General features: G+C 64.5%; 29 protein-coding genes. 14 read left to right on the top strand and 15 right to left on the bottom strand.

What is annotated here, in order from left to right; translation table 11 throughout:
* The first annotated feature begins 10 nt into the window (after positions 1-10).
* The 6 genes from B9Y95_RS18520 (at position 11) to B9Y95_RS18495 (ending at position 4,475) form a co-directional block, all read left to right on the top strand.
* Positions 11-409, top strand: coding sequence for a hypothetical protein (locus B9Y95_RS18520; RefSeq protein ID WP_085514133.1), 399 nt, complete (start codon positions 11-13; stop codon positions 407-409).
* A 61-nt stretch (positions 410-470) separates the two neighbouring features.
* Entirely contained in the window at positions 471-1,724 is a 1,254-nt protein-coding gene (locus B9Y95_RS18515) for a ParM/StbA family protein (protein ID WP_085514132.1), read from the top strand.
* A 72-nt stretch (positions 1,725-1,796) separates the two neighbouring features.
* On the top strand, positions 1,797-2,477 hold the full coding sequence (locus B9Y95_RS18510) for a hypothetical protein (RefSeq protein ID WP_085514131.1): 681 nt from the start codon (positions 1,797-1,799) through the stop codon (positions 2,475-2,477).
* 9 nt (positions 2,478-2,486) lie between these two features.
* Complete coding sequence (locus tag B9Y95_RS18505) at positions 2,487-2,984, top strand: hypothetical protein (RefSeq protein ID WP_085514130.1); 498 nt, start codon at positions 2,487-2,489, stop codon at positions 2,982-2,984.
* 42 nt (positions 2,985-3,026) lie between these two features.
* Entirely contained in the window at positions 3,027-3,452 is a 426-nt protein-coding gene (locus B9Y95_RS18500) for a hypothetical protein (protein WP_143736581.1), read from the top strand.
* A gap of 207 nt (positions 3,453-3,659) precedes the next feature.
* Positions 3,660-4,475, top strand: a complete 816-nt coding sequence (locus B9Y95_RS18495) for a class F sortase (protein WP_159453456.1) — start codon at positions 3,660-3,662, stop codon at positions 4,473-4,475.
* Between the two features lie 102 nt (positions 4,476-4,577).
* Here B9Y95_RS18495 and B9Y95_RS18490 read toward each other — a convergent pair whose 3' ends face one another.
* The 10 genes from B9Y95_RS18490 to B9Y95_RS18445 all read right to left on the bottom strand — a co-directional run bounded on the left by B9Y95_RS18490 (position 4,578) and on the right by B9Y95_RS18445 (position 10,429).
* Positions 4,578-5,087: a hypothetical protein gene (locus B9Y95_RS18490; RefSeq protein ID WP_085514127.1), complete on the bottom strand. Its 510-nt coding sequence runs from the start codon at positions 5,085-5,087 to the stop codon at positions 4,578-4,580.
* Positions 5,088-5,734: 647 nt separating this feature from the next.
* Complete coding sequence (locus B9Y95_RS18485) at positions 5,735-5,932, bottom strand: hypothetical protein (protein ID WP_085514126.1); 198 nt, start codon at positions 5,930-5,932, stop codon at positions 5,735-5,737.
* A 28-nt stretch (positions 5,933-5,960) separates the two neighbouring features.
* Entirely contained in the window at positions 5,961-6,440 is a 480-nt protein-coding gene (locus B9Y95_RS18480; RefSeq protein WP_085514125.1) for a hypothetical protein, read from the bottom strand.
* 136 nt (positions 6,441-6,576) lie between these two features.
* Complete coding sequence (locus tag B9Y95_RS18475; protein ID WP_085514124.1) at positions 6,577-6,876, bottom strand: hypothetical protein; 300 nt, start codon at positions 6,874-6,876, stop codon at positions 6,577-6,579.
* A 222-nt stretch (positions 6,877-7,098) separates the two neighbouring features.
* A complete protein-coding gene (locus B9Y95_RS18470; RefSeq protein WP_085514123.1) occupies positions 7,099-7,632 on the bottom strand; it encodes a hypothetical protein in 534 nt (177 codons plus the stop codon).
* A gap of 49 nt (positions 7,633-7,681) precedes the next feature.
* A complete protein-coding gene (locus tag B9Y95_RS18465; RefSeq protein ID WP_085514122.1) occupies positions 7,682-7,951 on the bottom strand; it encodes a hypothetical protein in 270 nt (89 codons plus the stop codon).
* A 341-nt stretch (positions 7,952-8,292) separates the two neighbouring features.
* Positions 8,293-8,805, bottom strand: coding sequence for a single-stranded DNA-binding protein (locus B9Y95_RS18460; RefSeq protein ID WP_159453455.1), 513 nt, complete (start codon positions 8,803-8,805; stop codon positions 8,293-8,295).
* Between the two features lie 353 nt (positions 8,806-9,158).
* Positions 9,159-9,506 carry a hypothetical protein gene (locus B9Y95_RS18455; RefSeq protein WP_085514120.1) on the bottom strand — a complete coding sequence of 116 codons (348 nt, stop codon included), beginning with the start codon at positions 9,504-9,506 and terminating at the stop codon, positions 9,159-9,161.
* A gap of 2 nt (positions 9,507-9,508) precedes the next feature.
* Positions 9,509-9,856 carry a hypothetical protein gene (locus B9Y95_RS18450; protein ID WP_085514119.1) on the bottom strand — a complete coding sequence of 116 codons (348 nt, stop codon included), beginning with the start codon at positions 9,854-9,856 and terminating at the stop codon, positions 9,509-9,511.
* A 201-nt stretch (positions 9,857-10,057) separates the two neighbouring features.
* Positions 10,058-10,429, bottom strand: a complete 372-nt coding sequence (locus B9Y95_RS18445; RefSeq protein ID WP_085514118.1) for a hypothetical protein — start codon at positions 10,427-10,429, stop codon at positions 10,058-10,060.
* Positions 10,430-10,567: 138 nt separating this feature from the next.
* On the opposite strand from B9Y95_RS18445, the gene B9Y95_RS18440 reads away from it, so the two are divergent.
* Complete coding sequence (locus tag B9Y95_RS18440; protein WP_085514117.1) at positions 10,568-11,074, top strand: single-stranded DNA-binding protein; 507 nt, start codon at positions 10,568-10,570, stop codon at positions 11,072-11,074.
* 79 nt (positions 11,075-11,153) lie between these two features.
* On the opposite strand, the gene B9Y95_RS20520 is transcribed toward B9Y95_RS18440, so the two are convergent.
* From B9Y95_RS20520 to B9Y95_RS18415, 5 genes are all read right to left on the bottom strand, one after another.
* A complete protein-coding gene (locus tag B9Y95_RS20520) occupies positions 11,154-11,753 on the bottom strand; it encodes an HAD domain-containing protein (protein WP_143736580.1) in 600 nt (199 codons plus the stop codon).
* On the bottom strand, positions 11,750-12,106 hold the full coding sequence (locus B9Y95_RS18430; RefSeq protein ID WP_085514115.1) for a hypothetical protein: 357 nt from the start codon (positions 12,104-12,106) through the stop codon (positions 11,750-11,752). The genes B9Y95_RS20520 and B9Y95_RS18430 overlap by 4 nt, the downstream gene beginning before the upstream one ends.
* A 16-nt stretch (positions 12,107-12,122) precedes the next feature.
* Positions 12,123-12,521: a hypothetical protein gene (locus tag B9Y95_RS18425; RefSeq protein ID WP_085514114.1), complete on the bottom strand. Its 399-nt coding sequence runs from the start codon at positions 12,519-12,521 to the stop codon at positions 12,123-12,125.
* Positions 12,518-12,916 carry a hypothetical protein gene (locus B9Y95_RS18420; protein WP_085514113.1) on the bottom strand — a complete coding sequence of 133 codons (399 nt, stop codon included), beginning with the start codon at positions 12,914-12,916 and terminating at the stop codon, positions 12,518-12,520. The genes B9Y95_RS18425 and B9Y95_RS18420 overlap by 4 nt, the downstream gene beginning before the upstream one ends.
* Positions 12,917-12,977: 61 nt before the next feature.
* Positions 12,978-13,295 carry a hypothetical protein gene (locus B9Y95_RS18415; protein WP_085514112.1) on the bottom strand — a complete coding sequence of 106 codons (318 nt, stop codon included), beginning with the start codon at positions 13,293-13,295 and terminating at the stop codon, positions 12,978-12,980.
* A 615-nt stretch (positions 13,296-13,910) separates the two neighbouring features.
* Here B9Y95_RS18415 and B9Y95_RS18410 point away from each other — a divergent pair.
* From B9Y95_RS18410 to B9Y95_RS18380, 7 genes are all read left to right on the top strand, one after another.
* Positions 13,911-14,999 (top strand): ATPase, T2SS/T4P/T4SS family, encoded by a 1,089-nt coding sequence (locus B9Y95_RS18410; protein ID WP_159453454.1) that lies wholly within the window; start codon positions 13,911-13,913, stop codon positions 14,997-14,999.
* Positions 14,992-16,107, top strand: a complete 1,116-nt coding sequence (locus B9Y95_RS18405) for a type IV pilus twitching motility protein PilT (protein ID WP_085514110.1) — start codon at positions 14,992-14,994, stop codon at positions 16,105-16,107. Before B9Y95_RS18410 ends, B9Y95_RS18405 begins: the two co-directional genes overlap by 8 nt.
* A 42-nt stretch (positions 16,108-16,149) precedes the next feature.
* Entirely contained in the window at positions 16,150-17,613 is a 1,464-nt protein-coding gene (locus B9Y95_RS18400) for a type II secretion system F family protein (RefSeq protein WP_085514109.1), read from the top strand.
* A complete protein-coding gene (locus B9Y95_RS18395; protein WP_085514108.1) occupies positions 17,613-18,092 on the top strand; it encodes a prepilin peptidase in 480 nt (159 codons plus the stop codon). The genes B9Y95_RS18400 and B9Y95_RS18395 overlap by 1 nt, the downstream gene beginning before the upstream one ends.
* A gap of 185 nt (positions 18,093-18,277) precedes the next feature.
* Positions 18,278-18,778 (top strand): hypothetical protein, encoded by a 501-nt coding sequence (locus B9Y95_RS18390; protein ID WP_085514107.1) that lies wholly within the window; start codon positions 18,278-18,280, stop codon positions 18,776-18,778.
* A gap of 113 nt (positions 18,779-18,891) precedes the next feature.
* Positions 18,892-19,710: a hypothetical protein gene (locus tag B9Y95_RS20515; protein ID WP_123539842.1), complete on the top strand. Its 819-nt coding sequence runs from the start codon at positions 18,892-18,894 to the stop codon at positions 19,708-19,710.
* On the top strand, positions 19,707-21,269 hold the full coding sequence (locus B9Y95_RS18380; protein WP_123539843.1) for an RCC1 domain-containing protein: 1,563 nt from the start codon (positions 19,707-19,709) through the stop codon (positions 21,267-21,269). Before B9Y95_RS20515 ends, B9Y95_RS18380 begins: the two co-directional genes overlap by 4 nt.
* The last annotated feature ends 28 nt before the right edge of the window (positions 21,270-21,297 follow it).

Here is a 21,297-nt window from a genome sequence, read left to right as displayed (position 1 = left end):
GGGGCGCGCTATGGCGAGGAGCTCCACCGAGGAGAACTCGGAACGCAAGCGGATCAGCATCCCGAAGGCCGACGCATCGGTCTTGGACTGGTGGTCCTCGCAGACGGACCCGGGTCTCTCGATCCGACTTCTCATTCGCAGTGAGATCGAACGCAACGGTTACGGCGACGTCGCCTACCGCCCTGTCGAGCAGCTTCCGCGTCGCGGGCGTCCAGCTCTCGTGGGCGAGGAGCAGACCGGCAACACCGGTATGAGCCTCTCACACCCCGAGGCCCCCGTCACCCAGCACCCACAGACGCAGCAGCGCCCGTCGATCGCTCCGTCGATCGTCGCCCAGCGAGAGCCTGCCCTGGTCGCCGCTGGTGCTTCAACCGGGGGTTCCTCCATCGACGACATCATGAACGGCTAGTTCCGTTCCTCAAGATCAGCGCCATCACACACTTACAGCACGACGAGGGGAATCCATCAGCATGAGCAAGCACAAGATCACCGGCGGTATCGACGTCGGCAACGGCTACGTCAAGGCGGCACTGCGGGGCCTCGATGGCCGGGCCGAGAAGTTCGACATCCCGTCCGGGGTGGCCCTCGTCACCGGCGCCGTGGACCTCCCGACGCCTGACAGCGCAGCTTCCGACGTGCTCGCTGCAGGCATCTTCAACGAGCTCGACGTCACCTTCGCCTCCTCGCTGGTTCCCAGCACCCACCGCCACCTCTTCGGTCGCCGCGCCCTGAAGGCTCAGACCCCTCGCTTCGAGGAGTTCGACGTCGTCTCGGGCATCAGCAAGGCCGAGCAGTCCCTCGCCAAGGTGCTGATCCTCGGCCTGTTCGCAGGGAAGGCTGTCAGTGACCACGTCGCCAAGACCGGCTCCTTGCCCGACGAGACCCTCGAGGTCGAGGCGCGGGTCGCGCTCGCGCTGCCCATCGACGAGTATCGCGAGCACCGCTTCGGGTACCAGGAGAGCTTCAAGGAGGGCGTCCACCTCGTGACCGTCCTGAACTTCGAAACGCCGGTCATCGTCCGCATCATCTTCGTCGACGTGCAGGTCGCCGCCGAGGGGGCGTCCGCGCAGTTCGCGATCCGTCAGCACGGTGTCACCCTCATCGACTCGATGCTCGAGGACGTCCGCGCCAAGGGGCAGCCGCTCGAGGGCATCACCGGCCAGGACATCCACGACGCCACGAGCACGGTCGGCATCGACATCGGTGAGGGCACCGTGAACTTCCCCGTCTTCTCGGACGCCAAGTTCAACGGCGACGCCTCGCGGACCTTCGACAAGGGCTACGGCACGGTGCTCCTCAACTCGCTCACGCCGCTGAAGCGTGCGAAGCTCCCGTTCAACAGCAGGAAGGCACTTGCCGACTACCTGCTGTCCACGCCGAGTCCCCTGAAGCGCGCCGAGCACGCCAAGGTGGCGGCGATCGTCAGCGAGCAGGCAGCACTGTTCTCCGAACAGGTCGTCGAGGAGTTCCGGAAGATCCTGGCCGAAGTCGGTCGTGACACCGAAGTCGTCTACGTCTTCGGTGGGGGCTCCGGCTCCGTCCGTGAGTTCCTGCACCCGTTGCTGCTCGAAGTCGTCCCGGAGGGCACGCCGGTGCTGTTCCTCGACGTGAGCTACTCACGTCACCTCAACCGAGAGGGTCTGCTCATCGCAGCGACTCTGGTCGAGGAATCCGCGAACAAGGCGGCCCCTGCGAAGGGTGCCGCGAAGCTCGTCGCAGCCTAAGAGTCGTCGCCGACACCGTAGCCCTCCGTGGCTGCGGTGTCGGTGGTGCGCCACAACGAGGGGGGAATCCACATGAGCAGCATCACATCCTGGAGGCTTCGGGCCTCCGATCCCGCGGAAGAGCTTGATCTCCTCCGTGCTGACTACGGCCACCAGTCGCTCACCGATCGGGAGCTGCTTGCAGTGGACCTGCTCACGCAGCTGCAACATCAAGAGCTACACCACGGCCCGACGCGACTGCAGTACAGCGCGGACGACCAGGTGCAGATGATCAGCACTGATCTGGACGTCGCAACAGACGTCCGCGTCGACAGCTTCCCGGCCGCCGGCGCCCAGTACGCCGTCGAGCAGGGCTTCATCGCCGAGTTCGACGGGGGAGTCACCTTCACTGCCGCTGCGTGCGACTGGATGAACCCCCTGCGCGTGGCCGCGGGCTGGCTATCGCTCAGGACACCAGTCATGAGCCTCGTCGCCGTCGTCGGTGGCACCCGCCACACTGAACTCCGTCGTCACGTCGGCGGATTCCGCGTCATCAGCACTCGCCCTGGCCTCCCGGCCTACGAGGTGAAGTACCGATGGCTCGTGCCTGACCCAGTTGTCGAGGAGGCCCTCACCTCCGGACTGCTCGCCCTTGCTGGCACGACCCTCAGCCGCACCGAACTGGCAGCTCAGCTGCCGGACAACTTCCGTGACTTCGCCCTGGCCGACCCTTCCGGGATCGATGGCGTCGCGGACCTCGAGCAGAAGAACTAGGACACGATCATGACGACCACCACCACCGCACGCTCCACCATCACCCTGCAGATTCCGGTCGAAGTCCTGGACTCGCTCGACGAGGTCCAGGACTTCCTCGAAGACCGGCTGATCGGCCGAATCCCGGTCCACCTGCAGTCCCTCGTGTTTGCGGCCAAGGACGCGGACACCCGCGCGATCGTCCTGGTCGACGAGGCCGGCCAGGAGCCCGAACCCGGTACGGAGTCCGACATCACGCCGGCGGAGATTGCCGCCATGGAGGCGTACGACCTCGAAGCGAACACCCCGGAGTGGCTGGCGGATGAGGAAGCTCACGCCAAGCGGACCGACTGGGAGCGAGCACAGCACGCTCGGGTTGAAGGTGAATACAACGAATGGCTGACCCACTACGCGTCGGCATTCGACCAGGCCCGAGGCGCTTGGTGGAGGAACCGCAACGCGGAGCTTCGCAGCGAGTACGACCGCGACAGGTCCGACGTCGTTCCCACCAGCGATCTCGACAACTAGGGAGACAAGACCATGGCAACTGAACCCGTCATCACTGTGCAGGTGCCGCTCGCGATCGCGAACGCTCTGGACGACGAGCTCGAGTACATCTACGAGCGCCTGATCGGCATCGTCCCCGAGAACATCGAGGCGATCGTCGAGGCCGTCAGGAATGCCGAGCCTCGCAGAACGATTCTCGTGGGCGAGGACGGGCACCCGATGAGTCGCTCGGACTGCCCCGATCAGGAGGCAGAGGATCCTGAGCCGATCGAGGACTTCGACGCGCTGTTCGACGACCCGGCGTGGCAAGCCGAGGAGGCCGCGGCCGAGCGTCGCCACGAGTGGGAGGTATCCCAGCGTGACCGCGTCGACGCTGAGTTCGTTGCGTGGCTGGACGACCGCGCGGAGCAGTTCGAGGCGCAGCGAAGCGAATGGTGGAACGAGCGCCATCGTCAGCTGCGCGCCGAGTACGAAGCTCGCAACAAGTAGGAATGAAAGGGGCGGGACATGGTCAACGTCGAAGCACCGGAACGACCCACCTGGGCGGGCCCAAGCGCCACATCCGGGTTCACACCACCAACCACCAGTTCCGCCCCAGCTTCCACCTCCGAGCCACGTGGACCGAAGGTTGCGACGGCGGCCGTTCCTCCAGCACGGAGCCCTCGGCGTCGTCCGCGGCACCGCAGGAGCATCGCGATGGGTGCCATCGCTGCGGCCCTCGTCCTGGCCGCCGGTCTCATGCTCTGGAAGGGGCTAACACCCGAGAGTGTCGAAGCACCGCTCCCGGCTGCAGAGTTCGAGATCCCCGCTGGCGCCCCGGTCGTCGGACCGACCGGTGACGAACCAGTCGATGTCGGTGGGGACACGATGACGGCTGCGGACATGGGACCGGACACGCTCTTCATCCCGCAGTTGGGCGTCTACATGCCAGTGGAGGCCGACGACAGCTTCGTGCCGAGCAAGTACGAGGGCTTCGACACGTTGAAGGTTCCGAGTGACGCAACGCACGCCGTCCGATTCGCGGGTGGGGCGCCGATGTACGGAGGTCAATCGGGTGTGACGATGATCGCGTCACATGTGAGCACGTCCACGGGTTGGGGAGCCCTGCGGTACCTCTACCAGCTCACCGGTGGGGAGATGATCTACACGAAGGACAGTGCCGGGCAACTGCAGAGTTGGCAGATGACCGCGATGCGGGTTGAGGATCACACGGCCTTCCCGCAGGACTACTGGTCAGCGGAGGGTGCCCGCCAGCTCGTGATCACGACCTGTGGCGGCGCGGTCAACGCACAACGGCTGTTCACCCAGAACATCTTCGCGATCGCCGTTCCCGTGGACCCGCTGCCGAAGACCGCTGAGCAGCTGCTCAGCGAGGAGGTGGTGACGCACCTGGGCGACATCGCGGTGCGGAAGCACGCCGAGGCGACAGCCGCGGCCGAACAGGCTCGTCTCGAGGCGGAGGCCGCTGCAGCGGCCGACGACGCCAGCGAGGACGAAGAGGCCGCCGAGTGAGCGATCACTCCTGACCAGGCGGCGGCCTGCAAGAAACGAAGCCCCGAGGGATCATTCCCTCGGGGCTTCTTCTTTTCTGCGGCGGCTTGGGCAAGGTGCGGATCAGGGGGTGGAGATGAGCTCCGCCGGCCAGGCGGCGGTCATGTAACCGTCGTGATACTCGCCAGCGATGGCGCGTACGTTTGCAGGTCTGGCATCTCGCGACGAACCGTGCGAACCACTCACCTCGTCGTACACGGTGCGCCACGAAGGCCCGATGTCGGGCACGGCCAGGAACAGCAGCTTGTCGTCACGCATACTCCGGGTAGCGATCACTCGACCCGCGTAAGCCCGACCTCGAGCGAAGGCGAAGTCTCGCCAGTGCGACCAGTCGGCATCAGGGCCGAGCTTGATCGCGGGTAGCACCGTGGTGAGGGCGATGACAGCCTCGCGCTGCGTGTCAAAGAGTCGGTCGAGTGCCGCGGCAAGGGGCACATCCCACTCCGCGGCCCCCGCGTGGTTGACGTCGAGATGCAAGGAAGCACGGTACCCGAGGGCCGCTCGGTCGAGCGTGATGTCGTACCGCAGCGTCGGAGTCGACCCGGCCGCGTACAGGGTGAACAGATGGGTCATGAGAGGTTCCTTCAGTCGGATGTGTGAGCTGGGTCGCTCGCGTGAACTGCGTCGGCCGGGGGTCCTTGGGGTGTCGAGGACGTTCGACGAGTGATCTCGGCCTGGAGCTCCTCAGTCGAGAGAGGGGTCAGCATCTGTCGGATGACGGCTTCGCGGCCGGCCAAGAAGCCAACGAGCTCCCGATCGCAGCGGTCCCCGGCCGGCTCGGCTTCTTGAAGCAGCAGCGCGGCGTTGTCTCGACCCTCCGCTCGGAGCTCAGTGGCGGAGATTCGAAGTGCCGAAGCGAGTCTCGCGAGCGAACGGTCAGTCGGTGCCGCGATCCGGGGTTCACTGTTTCGATAGCGGATCCCTGACAGAGCAATGCTGACCGCTCCGACACTGATTCCGGTGGCGTCAGCCAACTGCTGGATGGTCAGACCCGACTGTTTCTTGATCCGCGTGAGGACTACGCATTCACTCGGAATGTGGTCACTTGATCCCGCCGTCGACGACGGTGCTGGGAGTGATTGAGTGGACTGGGAGTGGTTCATCGAGGGTCACCTTCTCTTGGGGATACTCGTGCGGGATGGACATGAATGCTGCGTAGTTGCCACGCGCGCACCTGATCGGGGGAGACCAGGGGCGCACGCTACGACGGCGCAACGGTGTTACTCGGGGCTCTTGATCACCTTCTGCCTGCAGACCTGGTTCGCGGTGTGCGTCCTGGCGTGGCGACACCGGCTGATGCCGTCCGCGTATCGCACGTTGTTCAGCGGGTGCGGGATCGTGCTTGTCGTCGCGAGGGCCCTCACCACCGGGTCACGGGTGCGCTTGTCGGCGTCGTACAGATCGGACAGCTGGACCATGGCGGACTCCTGTTCGGTGGTCGGTGTCTCAGGCGGCCTGTGCGGCCGGGGAAGGAGCAGCTGCGCGGTCTCCTCGCAGTGACGGGTCATTGACGTCGAACAGCGCCGGGACGGGGCCGATGACGCTGCGGAGGATGGTGTTCTCGGCGCGCAGCAGGTCGAGCTCTTCGTCTCGGGACATGACCGGCGCTGATGCTGGTGTCGCCGGCGTCGTGGTGGCCGCCGCGGGTGCAGGCGTAGCAGCAGCACCCGTCACGACGGTGACTCTCGGGGCAGCGGCCGGAGCAGTGTGGGTGGCCATGGCGTCCGTGCCGATGCGGTTGAGGCGATCTACGACTCCGTGTCGCTTCACTTCCTCGAGGATCAGGAGCCGGATGGACGTGGAGACGTCGACCTGGTTCTCCCACCACGTCTGTGTGGTGATGTCAGACGCCGGGATGTTGATGCGCTTGCGCACGGGAGGAACGCGCCCTTCGCGGACGGTGATGTTGATGGTGGTCAAGGACATTGCGGTCTTCTCTCTTGCTGAGGTAATTGGAGGTGGCGGTGGAAACCGAAAACCGGCGGCACGTCGGGGGTATCCCAGCGCGCCGCCGGTTGGGCGTCTTGATTTCAGTGGTGATGCAGTGTGGTGTGGGTAGCGCTCAGCGGACGTCGGTGAGCATCAGCTCCCTCTCGGCCGCTTCGAGTCCCGAGCGGAACTCGCGCACGGTTCCGAGGTGGCCGCATCCGTTCCGGTTCGCGCAGACGATTGGATCGTCGTCCTGCAGTCCGTCGTCCTCGTCGACGACTCGGCCGGGGAAGGCGTCGTCGGCCGGCTGGGACGCCATGAAGTCGAAACCGTCGTCCTCGACGATGACGTTGATGGTCGTCTGGATCGCGAAGCGCTGCGACTCGAGGCAGGACGGGCAGCGGATGCCTGCCAGCTTCTGGGTGTTGGCCATGACGGGCTCCTTCTTCTTCGCGGTGAGCGCTACTGCGAGTAGCCGCAGACGGGGCAGGTGTGGGGGCCGACCTTGAGGAATGCGGCGGGGATCATCGCGACGTTGTCGCAGTTGGGGCAGTCCATGAATTCTTCTCCTTGACGGGTGGTGGCTTTGCGGTGGGTGGTGCGGCGAGCGTGGTCTCGCGGATGTTGCTGTGGTGCGGGAGGTGGCCGGCAGCGCTCAGGCGCCGGTCCAGCCGCAGTCCTCGCTGTTGAGGCAGCGCGCGGTGTTCTTGTGGTCGCCGACGCGGTAGCCGGTCGGGTTGATCGCGCAGCTCGGGCAGGTGTCTCCGCTGAGCTCGATGACTGACTTGCGACCCTCCGCGATGCGGAAGCCGGGCAGCCAGCCGGTGATGCGCAGCTGCTGCCCGTAGATCGGGCTGATCGTGTGCAGCACGGCCTCGATGGCGAGCTTCAGCTCGATGTCAGCTTCGGTGGAGATCCGGTCTTCGATGTAGTCCTCGACTGCCTCGCCGATCTTCTCCGCGGGCTGCGCAGCGGGGACGTTGCTCATGGTGCGGGCGTCGAACATCGCCAGGGACCACTTCACGGTCTCGTCGATCGTGTGGTCGAACTGTTCCCGGACGACGACGCTGCCGAGGTAGGCGGCGAAACTCGCCAGTGGGACGACGTACTGGGCCGAGCGTGCAAGCAGCGGGCGGACGTTGAGGGTGTCGTTGGAGCGCACGGCGCGCTCAGCGGTGAAGATCGACATGGTGGTTCTCCTGGTTCAGATCGAGGGGTTCGTTCGGTGCGTGGATGTCTCAGAGGCCGCTGACTCGCCAGTCGTAGAGCTCTTCGCGCTTGCTCTCCGGCAGATCGGGAACCAGCGTCAGGTGTCGAGTGCCGCGCGCTGGGCGGAGCTCGGTGACGGTTGCAAGCGGTGCGGCAGCCACTGCGGCTGCAGCGCGGGCTCGTGCCTCTCGCTGGCTCTTGACCTGCTCGAAGCGGGCCAGCAGCACGACGAGGCCGATCACGGCAACCGCGAGGAGGATCAGGAGGATCCAGCTGTACATCGGGCTCAGGTTGAACATGTCGACTCCTCGATTGATGGATTGGCGTGGTTTCGTTGGACAGGAATTTCTCTTCTGTCACCTGCTTTTCCGACACGGCTTTGCCGTGTAGCTCTTCCCGAAGATGTCCTCGTCTGACAGCCGTTCCCGACCGCGACCAGCCGGAAAAAGCAGAAGCCCCGCCCGGAGCATGTGCTCCTGGGCGAGGCTTCTCGCTATTCAGTTGTTGATTCAGTCGCGGCCGCATCGGCTGCTCGCTGAGCGTTGAGTCCTGAGCTTGATGTGCGTCTCTATGTGACGTTCATCGTTGGTGCAGGATCGGTGTGCCTAGGCGACGACTGACGCTTCTCGCTTCGACTCGATCAGGCCGTGGGGAACGGGCTGGTGTTGTCGTAGTTCGTGGCCGGTGCTCCGCTCGCGGCGATCTCCGCCTGGAGGCGGGCGATCGTCTGCTCGGGGGTCTCGGCGACGGCCGGAGCAGCGGGAGCCTCGACAGCCTTACGGGCCTGACGTGCGTCCGTGACGGACTTCGGCTCGAGGAACTGCGGGAAGCCGTCGACCTCGATGGTCGGAGACGGGAAGACCGTCTGGCCGTCCTTCTGGTAGGGCTGGCACGCGATGCGGGTCTCGATGGCGATCAGGTCACCGGTGTGCACGCGGTCCCAGGCGCCGCGACCGGTGACGGTCTTGGCCAGGAAGATGCGGACGGGGATGAACTGGGTCTGAGCCTTGCGGTCGTCACCCGTGCCCGAGACGAAGTTGTCGTCGACGGCGAGGGTCGTGAGGAGCACCTTGCTGCCGTCGTTGTTGGGGAACTCCTTGATGTCCTGCGAGACGCGGCCGACGAGGGTTCCACCGTTGAGAGGGTTCGACATGTTGTATCTCCTTGTTGAGTGGTGGTCAGCGACGTCTGTCGTGACCGGAGTATTTGGAACGGACGAGAGTCTTCTCTCCGTCATGATTTCCCCCGAAAGCAGCTGTGCTGCTCTGGGTTCGGTGGTTGTTCGCGGCGCACACACGCTGCGGAGGATGTACTTCCTGGGTTGGTTGTTGAGATTGAGGGGAGTCCCACGGGACTGCTCTCGGCGCACCGGCTAGGTCGGTGGGACTCCCTCTCATGCTTTGAAGCACCTCTCATCGCTCTTCCCGGTCAACGCTTCGCGGAGACCCGAGCGGATCGCCATCAGCGATTCGCCCGTTCTTGATCTGTCTCTTCGGCGTCGCGCGACTAGAGCACCCGGCCCACGAAGGCTTGGAGTTGGAACGTGCCGACGAGGACTTCCTTCCCAGTCAGCTCCACGATGCCGAGCTGCACGAGGGCGTCGCCGACGCCTCGCATGTTGGTCCAGTTGCGGATGAGTACCTCGTCGTCTGCGAGCTCGGAGTGCTCCGCTCGCGCTTCGCTCTCGCGAACCGTGAGTACCGCCGGACCGTCGAGGCGGTTGTCGTCGAACACGGCAAGCACCTTGGCACCGGGCATGTGCTCGAGGCGGCCGGTGATGACGGCCCCGCTGGTGAGGTGGATGCTGACGTTCTCGTCGATGACCCGCGTCGGGGTGAGTGTTGTGTCCGTCATGATCAGGCCACCTTCGCGAGCTCGCGGGCGACCGACTCAACGGCTGGCTTCACCCGAACCTCGTATGCACGAGAGCGGAACGGCCCGACGTTGACCGCTCGGACGATCTGGACGACACCGGACGCTTCGAGGGAGGCGGCCAGTCCGGTGTGCTCGCTCCAGTCCTTGATGAACACGGTGTCCGCGTGGGTGCGGAGGCCCTGCGACTCCAGGTTGGTGGTCAGGATCTCGGAGAGCCCGTCTGCGGAGCCGAGTACGAGTGCGTGGCGTTCAGCGTCGTACATCAGGTCTCCGGTGAGCGTGATGGCTGAAAACTCGACGTCGAGGTTCTCCTTGATGGTTGCGATCATGGTGGGACACGTCCTCTCTGAGGTGGTTCATGGCGTTGGTGGTCCACGAGCAGATCGAACGAGCGATGCGGCGCGGGGCGAGGAAGGGGTTCTGTCCTTCACAGGCATTTCCGCTGCGACTGTGTCGCAGAGCTCTACTGCACTGACGCCGGCGGGTGCGGCACGTCTGAGTCCGCGCGCTTTCGTTCGGCCGGCGCGGATTCAAGCGCTGAGGGGCATCGCAGCGGTTGGGGCGGGGAGGAGCTTCAGCGTGCGCCCGGCGTCCTGAAGGACAATGGCGCAGCCGTTCCTGAACAGCTCGCTGCGGTCGTAGACGCGGCCGGTGCTGGCTAAGTCGATGCGGTGGTCCCCCGGCGGCTCATGGTGAACGACGACCACGCGCGTCACCGATGAGGTGTCGATCGCGCGTTCGGCAAGGCCAGCGACGGTCAATCGCATCTCACGGAAGCGCTCTGCTTTGACGTGGTCACCGTCGGCGTCGGCGACATCCGCGTTGGCGGCCAGGAAGATCGTCAGGTCCCGCACCTCTTTCGGAGTCGGCATCGGCAGGCCCGAGTGGGTCACTGTGATCATGGCGTTTTTCCTCGTTTTCGTGGATAATCGAACAATCAGGGATCGAATGAGCGCAGATCGGGTTCGTTCATACGGGGAGTGCCATTCAGGCGCTCGGACGAGAAGGTCCTCGTCAGGACGCAACGGAAAGGCACACCCATGGCAGGAGAGACGGTCATCACCGTGGTCGGAAATCTCACGGCGGACCCAGAGCTGCGATTCACGCAGAACGGGCTGGCGGTGGCGAACTTCACGATCGCCTCGACCCCTCGGAACTTCGATCGCGCAGCCAATGAGTGGAAGGACGGCGAGGCACTGTTCTTGCGCGCGAGCGTTTGGCGTGAGTTCGCAGAGCACGTCGCCGGCTCACTCACGAAGGGGAGCCGTGTCATCGCAACCGGCCGACTGAAGCAGCGGTCCTACGAGACGAAGGAAGGCGAGAAGCGCACCAGCATGGAGATCGAGGTCGACGAGATCGGCCCGTCGCTGCGATACGCCACGGCGACGATCAGCCGCGCGCCGTCCGGAGGCGGTGCTCAGCGGAGTGGGGGAGTTCCAGCTGCCGAGAACCAGGGTTGGGCTGCAGCCCCGGTCGGCCCCGGCGCACCGGCCGCGGGCGATGCGTGGAGCACCCCGGGCGGATACAGCGACGAAACGCCGTTCTAGACTCCGCTCTCTCGAACACCCCTGCAGACCGGCTCACGCGAGCTTGGTGCGCAGGGGTGTTCGTCTTGATGTGGGTGGGTCAGGCGAGGCCGGCGAGAGATCGCAGCAGAGCGAGTTCGACGGCGTTGATACCGATGTTCGTCGCAGGTGAGATCAACGCCACGCGCGGATCGCGCAGCAGCTCGGGTGCGATCTCGCCAGATCGAACGGCGGCGTTGATGTCATCATCGATCCAGATGAGCAATGGATTCGGCCCGGCCTGAGTGGCAGGGTTTTTCTGCAGCCAGCGCTCGATGGCAACGAGCTTCCACCATGTCGCGCCACGATCGCGGTACTCGTGGACGGTGGCGAACATCCGGTCCGCACCGCCCGTGAGATGCCCGGCCCCCAGAGCCGGCGCCAGCCCCTGGGACGCCTCCAGCCGCCAGGACGAGTGCCACAACACCTCGACATTCGATGAAGCTTTGGCACGCCGACCACGCGAAGCATGACCCACACCTTCACCTCCGAGCTCGAGCAGCGTCTGCACGACAGGGGTGGCGATGACACAGGATGGTAGCCCGGCAGGAGAGGAGTACTCCCATCCAGTCTCGCGCTCGTGGAGATGCGGGTCATCGGGGTCGACCATCGGGCAGAGCACGCCGTCGACGTCAAGAGCGACGGTGACGCGGGCACTCATGCGGCGCGCAGCAGCGGATTGTCGTGACGGAGAGTGGCTACTTCTCCGATCATGATTCGCACCGTGGCATCGGCGCAGAGCTTCCCCCGCAACATGAGGAGCAGCGCGGCCGCCGCATCGTCGTTACGCAGGCGCACCACCGCTCGAGCTGAGATCTCCGCACGTTTGGAGACGGCAAGAAGCCCATGGGGCTTGTGGCCGAGAGTCTGGAGAGCGTGTCCGACGTTCAGCGTTTGCACCTCCATGCTGTTCTCGATGCTCTCGCTGCTGGCGTGAGTCCCCTCGGACAAGGGGTGGTCGACGACGACGGTGTACTTCTGGACCCGACGGAATGGGACGAGGTTGCTGAGCATGGGGTGATCTCCTGGATCAGTCAGTGTTGCAGGTGTTGGAGCGAATCGCCCGGAGCGCCGCCTCACAGAGAGCACAGCGGAGGGCACGCTTTGGCGGGGTGACGCCGAAGCGCCCTAGACCCGAGATGATCTCCGGTCTCATGTACTGGTAGCCGCAGATTGCGAGCCAGTTGAAGTCCCAGCGGCGCTTGGGGTCCTGACTGCGGACTCGGCCACCGAGGACATGCCATTTCGGATCGCGATCGGGGAACCGCGTGGACCGCTGCACTGGCCATTCCCACCAGACTGAGCGACCGGCGCCGACGTACTCGCGGATTTTCTGCACGCGCGGCCCCTGGTGTGCGTCGATCGTCACGGGATCGATGTCGTCGACCGACGGTAGACGCGTGAGCGCGGCGCCCTTGACCGCCTTCATGACGCATCCGTCAGGCGCAGGGTGCTGCCGACATCGAATGTGCGCACTGTCCCGCGGACGAGCTGCGCCTCGGGGACGATGATGCGGTGACCGCCGACCGGGTAGGAAGGGTGACTCGAGGCAACGACGATGCACGTCCATGAGCTGTTGTGGCGCTTCACAGGGAAGACGCGATCCTCACCTCTGGAGTGTGAGTACGACTCGTAGGGGACGACGACCATCGCGCGGAACGATGGCAGGTCGTCGCCGAGATCGGGCAACTGGATCATCAGGTCCTGGATGGGCCCGAGGATGTTCACGGGAAGCTGGGACAGCGCGTGGTTGGTGGACCCAACGGGTGCCGCGGCGAGTCGTGCGACTTCCTCTGCGGGGTCCTCGAACAGGGTCTTGAACATGGCACGTCCTTCGGTTTGTTGGTGCTGTGACTAGTGCTGGAGGCGGCGGGACCCGCCTGCCTCAACGGATGAGGACCCGGGCGGTGACCGTGATCTGCTTGAACACGGGGTCGTAACGCTCGTTCGTGATCTTGATGACACCGGCGGTCGCGAGGACGCGGGCGATCGACGGGAGCGATTCCGTGTCGGTGATGAGAATGCTGCCGGCGGGCGCCTTGGCGGCCACCTTGTAGACCTCATCTCCAGAGAAGACGGCGAGAGTCTCCTTCGTTGCCGGGTCAGCGATCCGCAGACGATTCGCGCTTGCGTTCCATTCGACGGTGACGTCTTGGACTCGAGCGACCTGAGCGCGCACGGTGGTGAGGTTCTGAGCAGTCATCAGCGGGAGCCTTTCGAAGCCTGGGTTGTGGTCTTGGTTCACAGGAGTTCCCGGCCACGACGTGTCGTGGCATTCCCTGCCAAATGACCGATGAGGTACGACTCGGTCGTCGATTCGGACGCCTCCGTTGTGTCCGAATCGAAGAAATGCCTGTCCGGTTTCACGACACATCTCGTCTGGCGGAGAACTTGGCGAGGAAGTCGTCGATAGGCAGTTCGACCCACGGCGCACAACAGTCATTTTTGCACATTTACGTGGATAAACGGATAGTATGAGGCTCGCCCTGATCGACCCCAATGGAGCCGATCGTGTCCCGTTCGGACACCGCCCCACTCCACTCGAAAGGTCGCCATGAGCAATAACTCCGCCCCGCAGGCACCACGATCACTCTTCCCGAGGACCGCGACACCACCTCAACCCCAGCAGGAGTCGGCTCCAGCGGTTTCAACGGCTCCTGCGACCCAGCGTCCCGAGCCACGAGTGATCCCGTCGTCAGGGCCAAGCGCCGCACCTGCGTTCGCACCACGCACCTCGCCTCGGCCGGTGCCCGTGACGGCGCACGACCGGCCGGCGCACGCTGCGACCAAGCATGCGGCCCCGATGCATCGTGAGCTCATGAAGCCCCTGAGTGAACTCATCCCTCGACGAGGAGCCATGGAGTTCAGGAGGGTCTTCGAGGACCTCGTCGCGCACGGCGTCTCCGACGTGCACATGACGCGTTCAGGTCTGGAAGGGACGTTCACCGTCGAGGCGCGCGTCGACGGGAAGAAGCAGCTCGTGCATACCTATGAGGGCACCGAAGCGCGGACCATCACGAACCTCATCAAGACCGAAGCGGGCATGACCACCGATCCCACGATGGTGCCCGAGGACGGAAGCTACAAGCTCCCCATCGACGGCTATCCGTACCGAGCTCGCGCTGTGGCCCTCCCGACGTTCGACGGCGGAGAGCGGCTGGTCTTCCGGCTGCCACAGACCGGCCCGCTGCGGAGCATCGAGGATCTGGGATTCACAGCCGAGAACCTCGCAGCGACGAAGTCCATCCTCGACATTCCGAGCGGAATGACCCTGCTGGCCGGTCCGACAGCTGAGGGCAAGAGCACCACGGCGTTGAGCATCCTGCAGTACCTCCAGGAGATGAACAACGGTGTCGTCTTGACCCTAGAGGACCCCGTGGAGCGGGTCATGCCCAACATGCTCCAGATGGAGGTCAAGGAGGAGGTCGCAGGCGCAGGTTTCTCGGACATGATGCGGTATCTCGTCCGAGCGGACGCGGACATTCTCTTCATCGGTGAGATCCGCGACCGGCTCACGGCCACGGCAGCCGTCGAGATCGCGAAGGCCGGTCGACGTGTCATCGCCACCGTCCACGCCACCGACAACGTCGGGGCGTTCATGCGGATGGTCGGACTTGCTGATGACACGCCGTTGTCGGTCCTCGAGTCGATCAACGGCATCATCTCGCAGCGCCTCGTGCCTCGGTTGGTGCGGGGAACCGATCGCTTCTCCGGTCGCTACCCGATCCACGAGGTGACGACCAGCACCGATGTGCTGACCGACGCCCTCGTAGAGAACCACTCGCGCGCGGCCATCCGCGCAGCTGCAGCGCCGACGTCGACGAGCTTCAAGACCACGGTCGCCGAGCTCGTGAACGACGGCATCACCACCCTGGCCGAAGCTCGAAAGACGGTGCGCAATGTCTGATCAGATCGCGAAGTTCTCCCACATGCTCGACACCTACGGGGGTCACAAGGCGTCGGACATCCACCTCACCGAGAACCGCGGAGCCTACTACGTGAAGGACAAGGCGACGCGGAAGATCGCGAATCTGCCGTTCGACAGTGGGTCGCTGCTTCGCTCGCTGGTCGAGGAGACGATCCCTGGTGGAATGCAATCAGTCCTGGACCAGGGTCAGGCCGACGCGTCATTCGACGTCGGAGGCGCATTCCGAGGCCGGTTGGCCGTCCGCCAGGAACTCGGCGGGGTGTCCTGCACGATGCGTGTGATCTCTCGCATCATCCCCACCCCCGAAGAGCTCGGGCTGCCGAAGTCGGTGGTGAATCTGATCGGTCGCCCGTCGGGCTTGGTGCTCTTCGTCGGGCAGACCGGGTCGGGGAAGAGCACGAGCATCGCGGCGATGGTGGACCTGGTCGCCCGTACCCAGCCGTCGTCGATCTACACGCTCGAGAAGCCGATCGAGTACGTCTATCCAGAGGGGATGGCGCTCGTCGTGCAACGTGAGATCGGAACACACGTGGAGTCGTTCGCGAAAGGCATCGAGAACGCCAAGCGTTCGCACCCACGCATCATCGTCGTGGGCGAGATCCTCAACACGGAGACCGCTCGGTCGGCCCTGCTGGCGGCGGCCTCTGGTCACCTGGTCATCAGCACCATGCACGCCGGAACCGCCGGCGAAGCCGTCGACTCCTTCGTCTCGATGTTCACCCCCGAGGAACAGGGCCTGATCCGAACGCAGCTCGCACAGAGCCTCCTGGGCATCATTGCGCAGACTCTCGTGGCCAAACTGGGCGGCGGGATGGCCCTCGCTCAGGAGATCGCCTTCAATACCCCGACCTTCGCTGAGCTGCTGCGTGGTTCCGGCAACCGCAGCAACGACACGAAGTACATCCAGCAGCTCCTGCTCGGTGGCGGCCAGGCCGAGGGCATGGTCTCGATGGAGCAGGCCCTGGCGACGCTGGTGAAGAAGGGTGACATCACCATCGACTCGGGCTACCGAATCGCTCGTGACAGGCCCGCCTTCGAGGAGAAGCTCCAGCTCGTCGGCGTCCGTGTACCGGGCGTCGCGGCATAGCTCGTCGCAACCACTACTCGATCCACCACCAGGGGAGTCACGATGACCGACACATTCACGCTGAACACCGAGTCCGATGAGACACCGGCGACACCATCGACCACAACCACAGACGAGCAGTTCCCGTCGTCACCGAAGGTCTGGCGACCGGGCGGACCGACCGCCTCTCTCCCCGGTCGATCCGACGGCGCGACCGGCCCCAAGGCGACAACGAAGCTCGGGAGGGGGAAGCAGTCGAAGAAGAACGCGCCGAAGTCGTCCGAGGCCGATCGTCCGGTGAAGCTGCTGCCAGAGCCCAAGGCGCCCAAGCCGCTGAGCAAGAGCGCCCAGAAGAAGGTCGATCGTGCTCGCTTGATCAAAGAGCGCGAGGCCGACGCTGCGGCTGTCCGGATCAACGGGTCCGACGAAGACGTGGAGATCCCGAAGAAGCCCTGGTTGGTCATCTTCAACGGCAAGCGAGCGCGTCCGGATGAGGTCGCAGAGACCCTCACCGACATGGCGTCGATGCTCGAGAACGGTCAGTCGGAGCGCCGCGTCGTGGAAGCGCTCGCTCAGCAGTACGGCAACTACGACATCGGAGAGGCGTACGGGCGAGTCGTGATGCTGCTCGACCGCGGAGTGACGCTGGGCAAGGCCATGGCGGATCAGACCGACGCGTTCCCGCCCGTCGTCCGCGAGTTGCTCGCTGCGGCCAAGATGCCGAAGGACATGCACCGCAACCTCAGGCAGGCCGCGATCATCGTCATGGAGGCCGACAACATCAAAACGCAGATCCGGAGCGCGCTGTTCAAGCCTGGGATGCTGGCGTTCTTGGCTCTCGCGTTCACATTCGGTGCAGTCCAGTGGCTGCTCCCGATGACGATCGTCTCGTTCACCAGTATCGGTATGGAGACCCCACAGCTGACGGTGACCGTCATGGCCATCGGTGAGTACCTCAAGTGGGCGATCGTGGCGCTGATCGTGATCGTTGTGCTCTGGCAGATGTTCTGGATCCTCATCGGCAAGAGCAATGAACGGGTCGCCACCTTCATCGACCATCTGTCGTTGAAGGCTCCGATGATCGGTGAGATCACCAAGATGAGCGTCGCCGCGCGCTTTTGCGACGTCCTCGCGGCCTGCCTCGCGGTCGGTATGTCGGAGATCGAAGCTCTCGAGATCGCCGGCCGGGCCTGCGGGAACCGTTCCATGCGCGCCTGGGTGGAAGACCACGTCGGCCGGCAGCGCCTCGGACTGGTGACCTTCTCCGATGTGTCGAAGACCGAGATGCTGCCCTGGAACTTCCGGAACCGAATCGAGACAACGACGTCGCTGACCCGACGCGTCGAGATCCTTCGTGAACTCGCGGAGACGTTCCACTTCAAGGCACAGAGTCGCCTCACCCGGTTCGCCGAGCGCGTTGGACCGATCAGTGAGGGCATCGTCATCGTCGTCATCATCTGCGTCGTCATGCTCATCGTCAGCCCGATCATCAGCTTCGTGCCGACCATGCTCGAGGAGGTTGGTTGATGCTGGAGCTGCTGACGGCTGGACAGGGCTTCCACATCCCCGCGGTGACCGTCCTCGTGATCATCTTCGGGATGCTGCTGCTCGCGGCATATGACGTGTGGAGACGGGAGGTCGAGGACATCGCTGTCGTCGCACTGCTCGGGTTGGCGACGATCGGGCTGCACGTGGAAGGCGTTACAGGTTTGCAGTGGCTGAACGCGCTGCTCGTCGCAGCCATCGCGTTCGGTCTCTACCTCGAGCTCGGCCAACAGGGAATCCTCGGCGGCGGCGACGTCAAGTTGTCGATCGTTCCGGCCTTCGTGTTCGGCGCCCTGCACCCGATGATCGGCCTCTGGTGGATAGCCAGCACGATCCTGATCCACCAGACGTTCTTCGCCATCAATGCACGCGTGAACCGCACGAGGACGGGGATCCCGCACGTTCCCGCGATGGCGGTCGGGGCCCTCGTGACGTCGCTGATCTTCCCGGCGACAATCTGAGGCGACACAGCTTAAGTTCTTGTTGATAAACAAGGAAAAAAGACACTAGACTCACGACGAGCCAAGATTGTCTTGCTCGCACGGTAGGTACATCTGATATGGCTCAGCCGAAAGGGTTCGTGACACGGAAATCCCCGCGTCGCCCTCTCTGCACCGAGACCCCTCAACACAAAAGGAAGTGGCACATGGCCAAGGCAACCGCAGACATGATCGAGATCTCCGACGTCAACGCACTCGGTGCGACGCGCACCGCGAAGAGCGTTCTCGGCGACAAGAAGGGTCTCTCCACGAGCATCCCCGAGGCGCTCGGCGCGATCGTGCTCGGCATGATCCTCCTCGGAGGCGCGGCGTTCGGCGTCGGAGCGGCCATCAACTACGGCCAGGACTCAGGCGCGGAGAGCGACCTCGAGTCGGTCAAGGCGGCGCAGACGCTCTACCAGGCCAAGAACGCCACCTACGGCACGAAGGCTCAGCTCACGAGCGGTTCCGACCCGGCGATGGCGAACTCGGACAAGGGCAGCTGGGACGTCGCGGTGACTGCGAACAACTTCTGCGCCATCTCGAAGTCCAAGGGTGTCTCCGGTACGACGTACTGGATCACCGCGAAGACCGGCAAGGCTGTCACCACGATGCCGACGGCGGCCGAAGCCGGTGTCGCGTGCCCGACCATCCCGGCCAAGCCGTAGTCAACGCAGCGGGCTAACCAGCTGGGCCGCCTAGTGAGTAATCGCTAGGCGGCCCAGCTGAGTCGTTTCCAGCAGGTGTAGTTCAGGCAGCAAGGTCAGCGGATGGGGATCCAGTGAAGTTCATCAACAAGTCGGGTGGCCGCCCGGTGGCACAGTTGCTGGCCGAGAAGAGCGGCGCGGGAAGCGGCATCGCCGAGGGACTCGGTGGCATCGCGCTGATCATGATCGCGATCATGGCGCTCGCTATGGGCGTCACGTCCGACATGAACGCCGTGCAAGGCATCTCGGTCAAGGCCGAGCGCCAGACCTACCTCTCGAACCTCGTCGCCGACAAGCGCGGCGGATCCACATGGGGCACCGCTTCGGCGCCCACCACCGAGAAGAAGGTGCTCCCCAACGGTCGGACTGTGGATGTCACCATGTGGCGAGACGTCACCCCCACGGGAACCAGCCTCACCGCCGTCGCTGCCACCAGCCAGGGCGCGGATGCCGCGAACTGCACCGGACCCACCGCGGTACAGAAGAAGGGTTGCGTCTACGCGACCCGCTTCCACGCGAACGGCCTCGACGGCGTCGAACCACAGTCGATCGTCCGGAAGGACCCGAGCACGACGTCAGCACCCGTCGGCACTGTCGACCCACGTGTCTCAACCGCGGATTCGATCCCACAGGGTGCCACCATCGCATCCGCATCGGACCATGTGGCGACTGTCTGGCGGTATCTGATCAACGCCCAGTCTCTCGAGGCCAGCGGCGAGATTCAGATCTCGCAGGCCGGGAAATTGCTCGCGCTGATCCCCGTCGACGCCAAGGCCAGCAACTACTTCGGCACCTTCTCGGTGACGCTCGACGTCCCAGTCACCGTCACGGTGACTCAGGGCAACGTCGTCGTCCAGACCATCTACATCTACCGCACTGGAGGCACCGCATGAACCGCTCGATGATGGACGTGCTCAGCGAGAAGAAGGGCATGGCGCTCGAGCTCGGGGTCGTCGTGATGGTGATGGCAATGCTCCTGGCGGCAGGCGCGGTCATCACGAACTTCGGTATCCTCTCGCGCCAGGCCGCCGAGCTGCAGGCGCTCAACCAGGAGGTCACCAACCGAGCGGAGCGGTTCGTCAGCGATCTCAACGAGGATCTGACGAGCACCGTGACACCGAGTTCTGCCCGCCAGTGTTCCACCTTCCCGGCCATGTGCACGCAGATCATCGGCTTCACCCCCTCAGGTGATGGCGCGAGGATCGTGCTGCGTATCCAGGCGGACTCCGTGTCGAAGGTCGGACAGACCGTCACCAAAGACGTGACGATCCTCTCGGAGGAAGTCACCCACGTAACGGCGATCGATGACACCGGCAAGCAGACCTGGGCACTCTCTGACGAAGGCCTGCGGTTCAAGGTGTGGAGCCTCGCGGAGGGCAAGCCCGCCGCCGTCAAGACGGGGGATCTGTCGGGCCCGGCTGCGGACAACCGCTGGGTGAGCGTCGATGACCGCGCCGGGATCGACAGCAAGGGTGCGCTCTGGCTTTGGGGCAAGAACAACATCGGCCAGGCCGGCGTCGGTTCGACCAGCACTCAGCCGGTGATGCCGCAGCGATTCGCAGCCGAAGGGACGAGCTTCCGATTCGTCGTCACTGACGACGACCGTGGCTATGCGATCGACGCGAAGGGCAACCTCTGGGCGTGGGGCAAGAACACGAAGGGCCAGCTCGGCCTCGGGCACGCGAACAACGTGCTGAGTCCGACGAAGGTCCCGGCCGTTCAAGTGACCTCTCTCGCTGTCGGCCAGGACAATGCGGTCGCGTTGACGACCAGCGGTGAACTGCTGACTGCTGGCGCAGCTCAGCGGGGCTACTCGATTCCGGCCGGCTCTACGTTCATTCCTCTGGAGCCCGGCGCGACCTACAAGGCCGTCGCCTCTTCCTCCGTGAACGGGGGAGTCGCGGTGATCCGTTCTGACGGCCGCCTGATCGTCAACGGGAGCACGTCTGTCGCACCGGCGTCGGTGAAGTTCAGCGCCGTGTCGCGCGGCGCGCGGGCCGGATATGCAATCAGTGTTGAGGGTGACCTCTACGCGTGGGGAGATGGAGCGTTCGGTCAACTCGGGCTGGGCGCCGACAACGTGAAGCCGTCCTCAGCGACGAAGGTGATGCCGGGGACGAAGTTCATCGATGTGCAGGGGAATGAGACCAGCGCATTCGCCATCGATACCAGGGGTGGTCTGTACTACTTCGGCAAGTCGCCATCGGGGTACGTCGGCGGAATCGACCTCCCTCAGGTGTTCGTCCCCACCAAACTGCTGCCCGACGTCCAGTTCCGATCGGTCGCGGCGAACAACGGTGACACCGTCGTGAGCCTGCTGGACATGAAGGGCAACATCTACAGCCTCGGAACCGCAACACCGGGTCTCTGGGCGACGAACTACCAGGGCTCAAGCGATCAGCCAATCCGCATGCCACTACCGGATGGTTTTTCCTCGAATACGTGGAAATAACACACTATGCTAGGCGGCGGAGAGGGGA

The organism is Plantibacter flavus (genome assembly GCF_900177615.1).
Lineage (GTDB): Bacteria > Actinomycetota > Actinomycetes > Actinomycetales > Microbacteriaceae > Plantibacter > Plantibacter flavus.
This window is presented reverse-complemented; position numbering and strand designations above follow the sequence as displayed.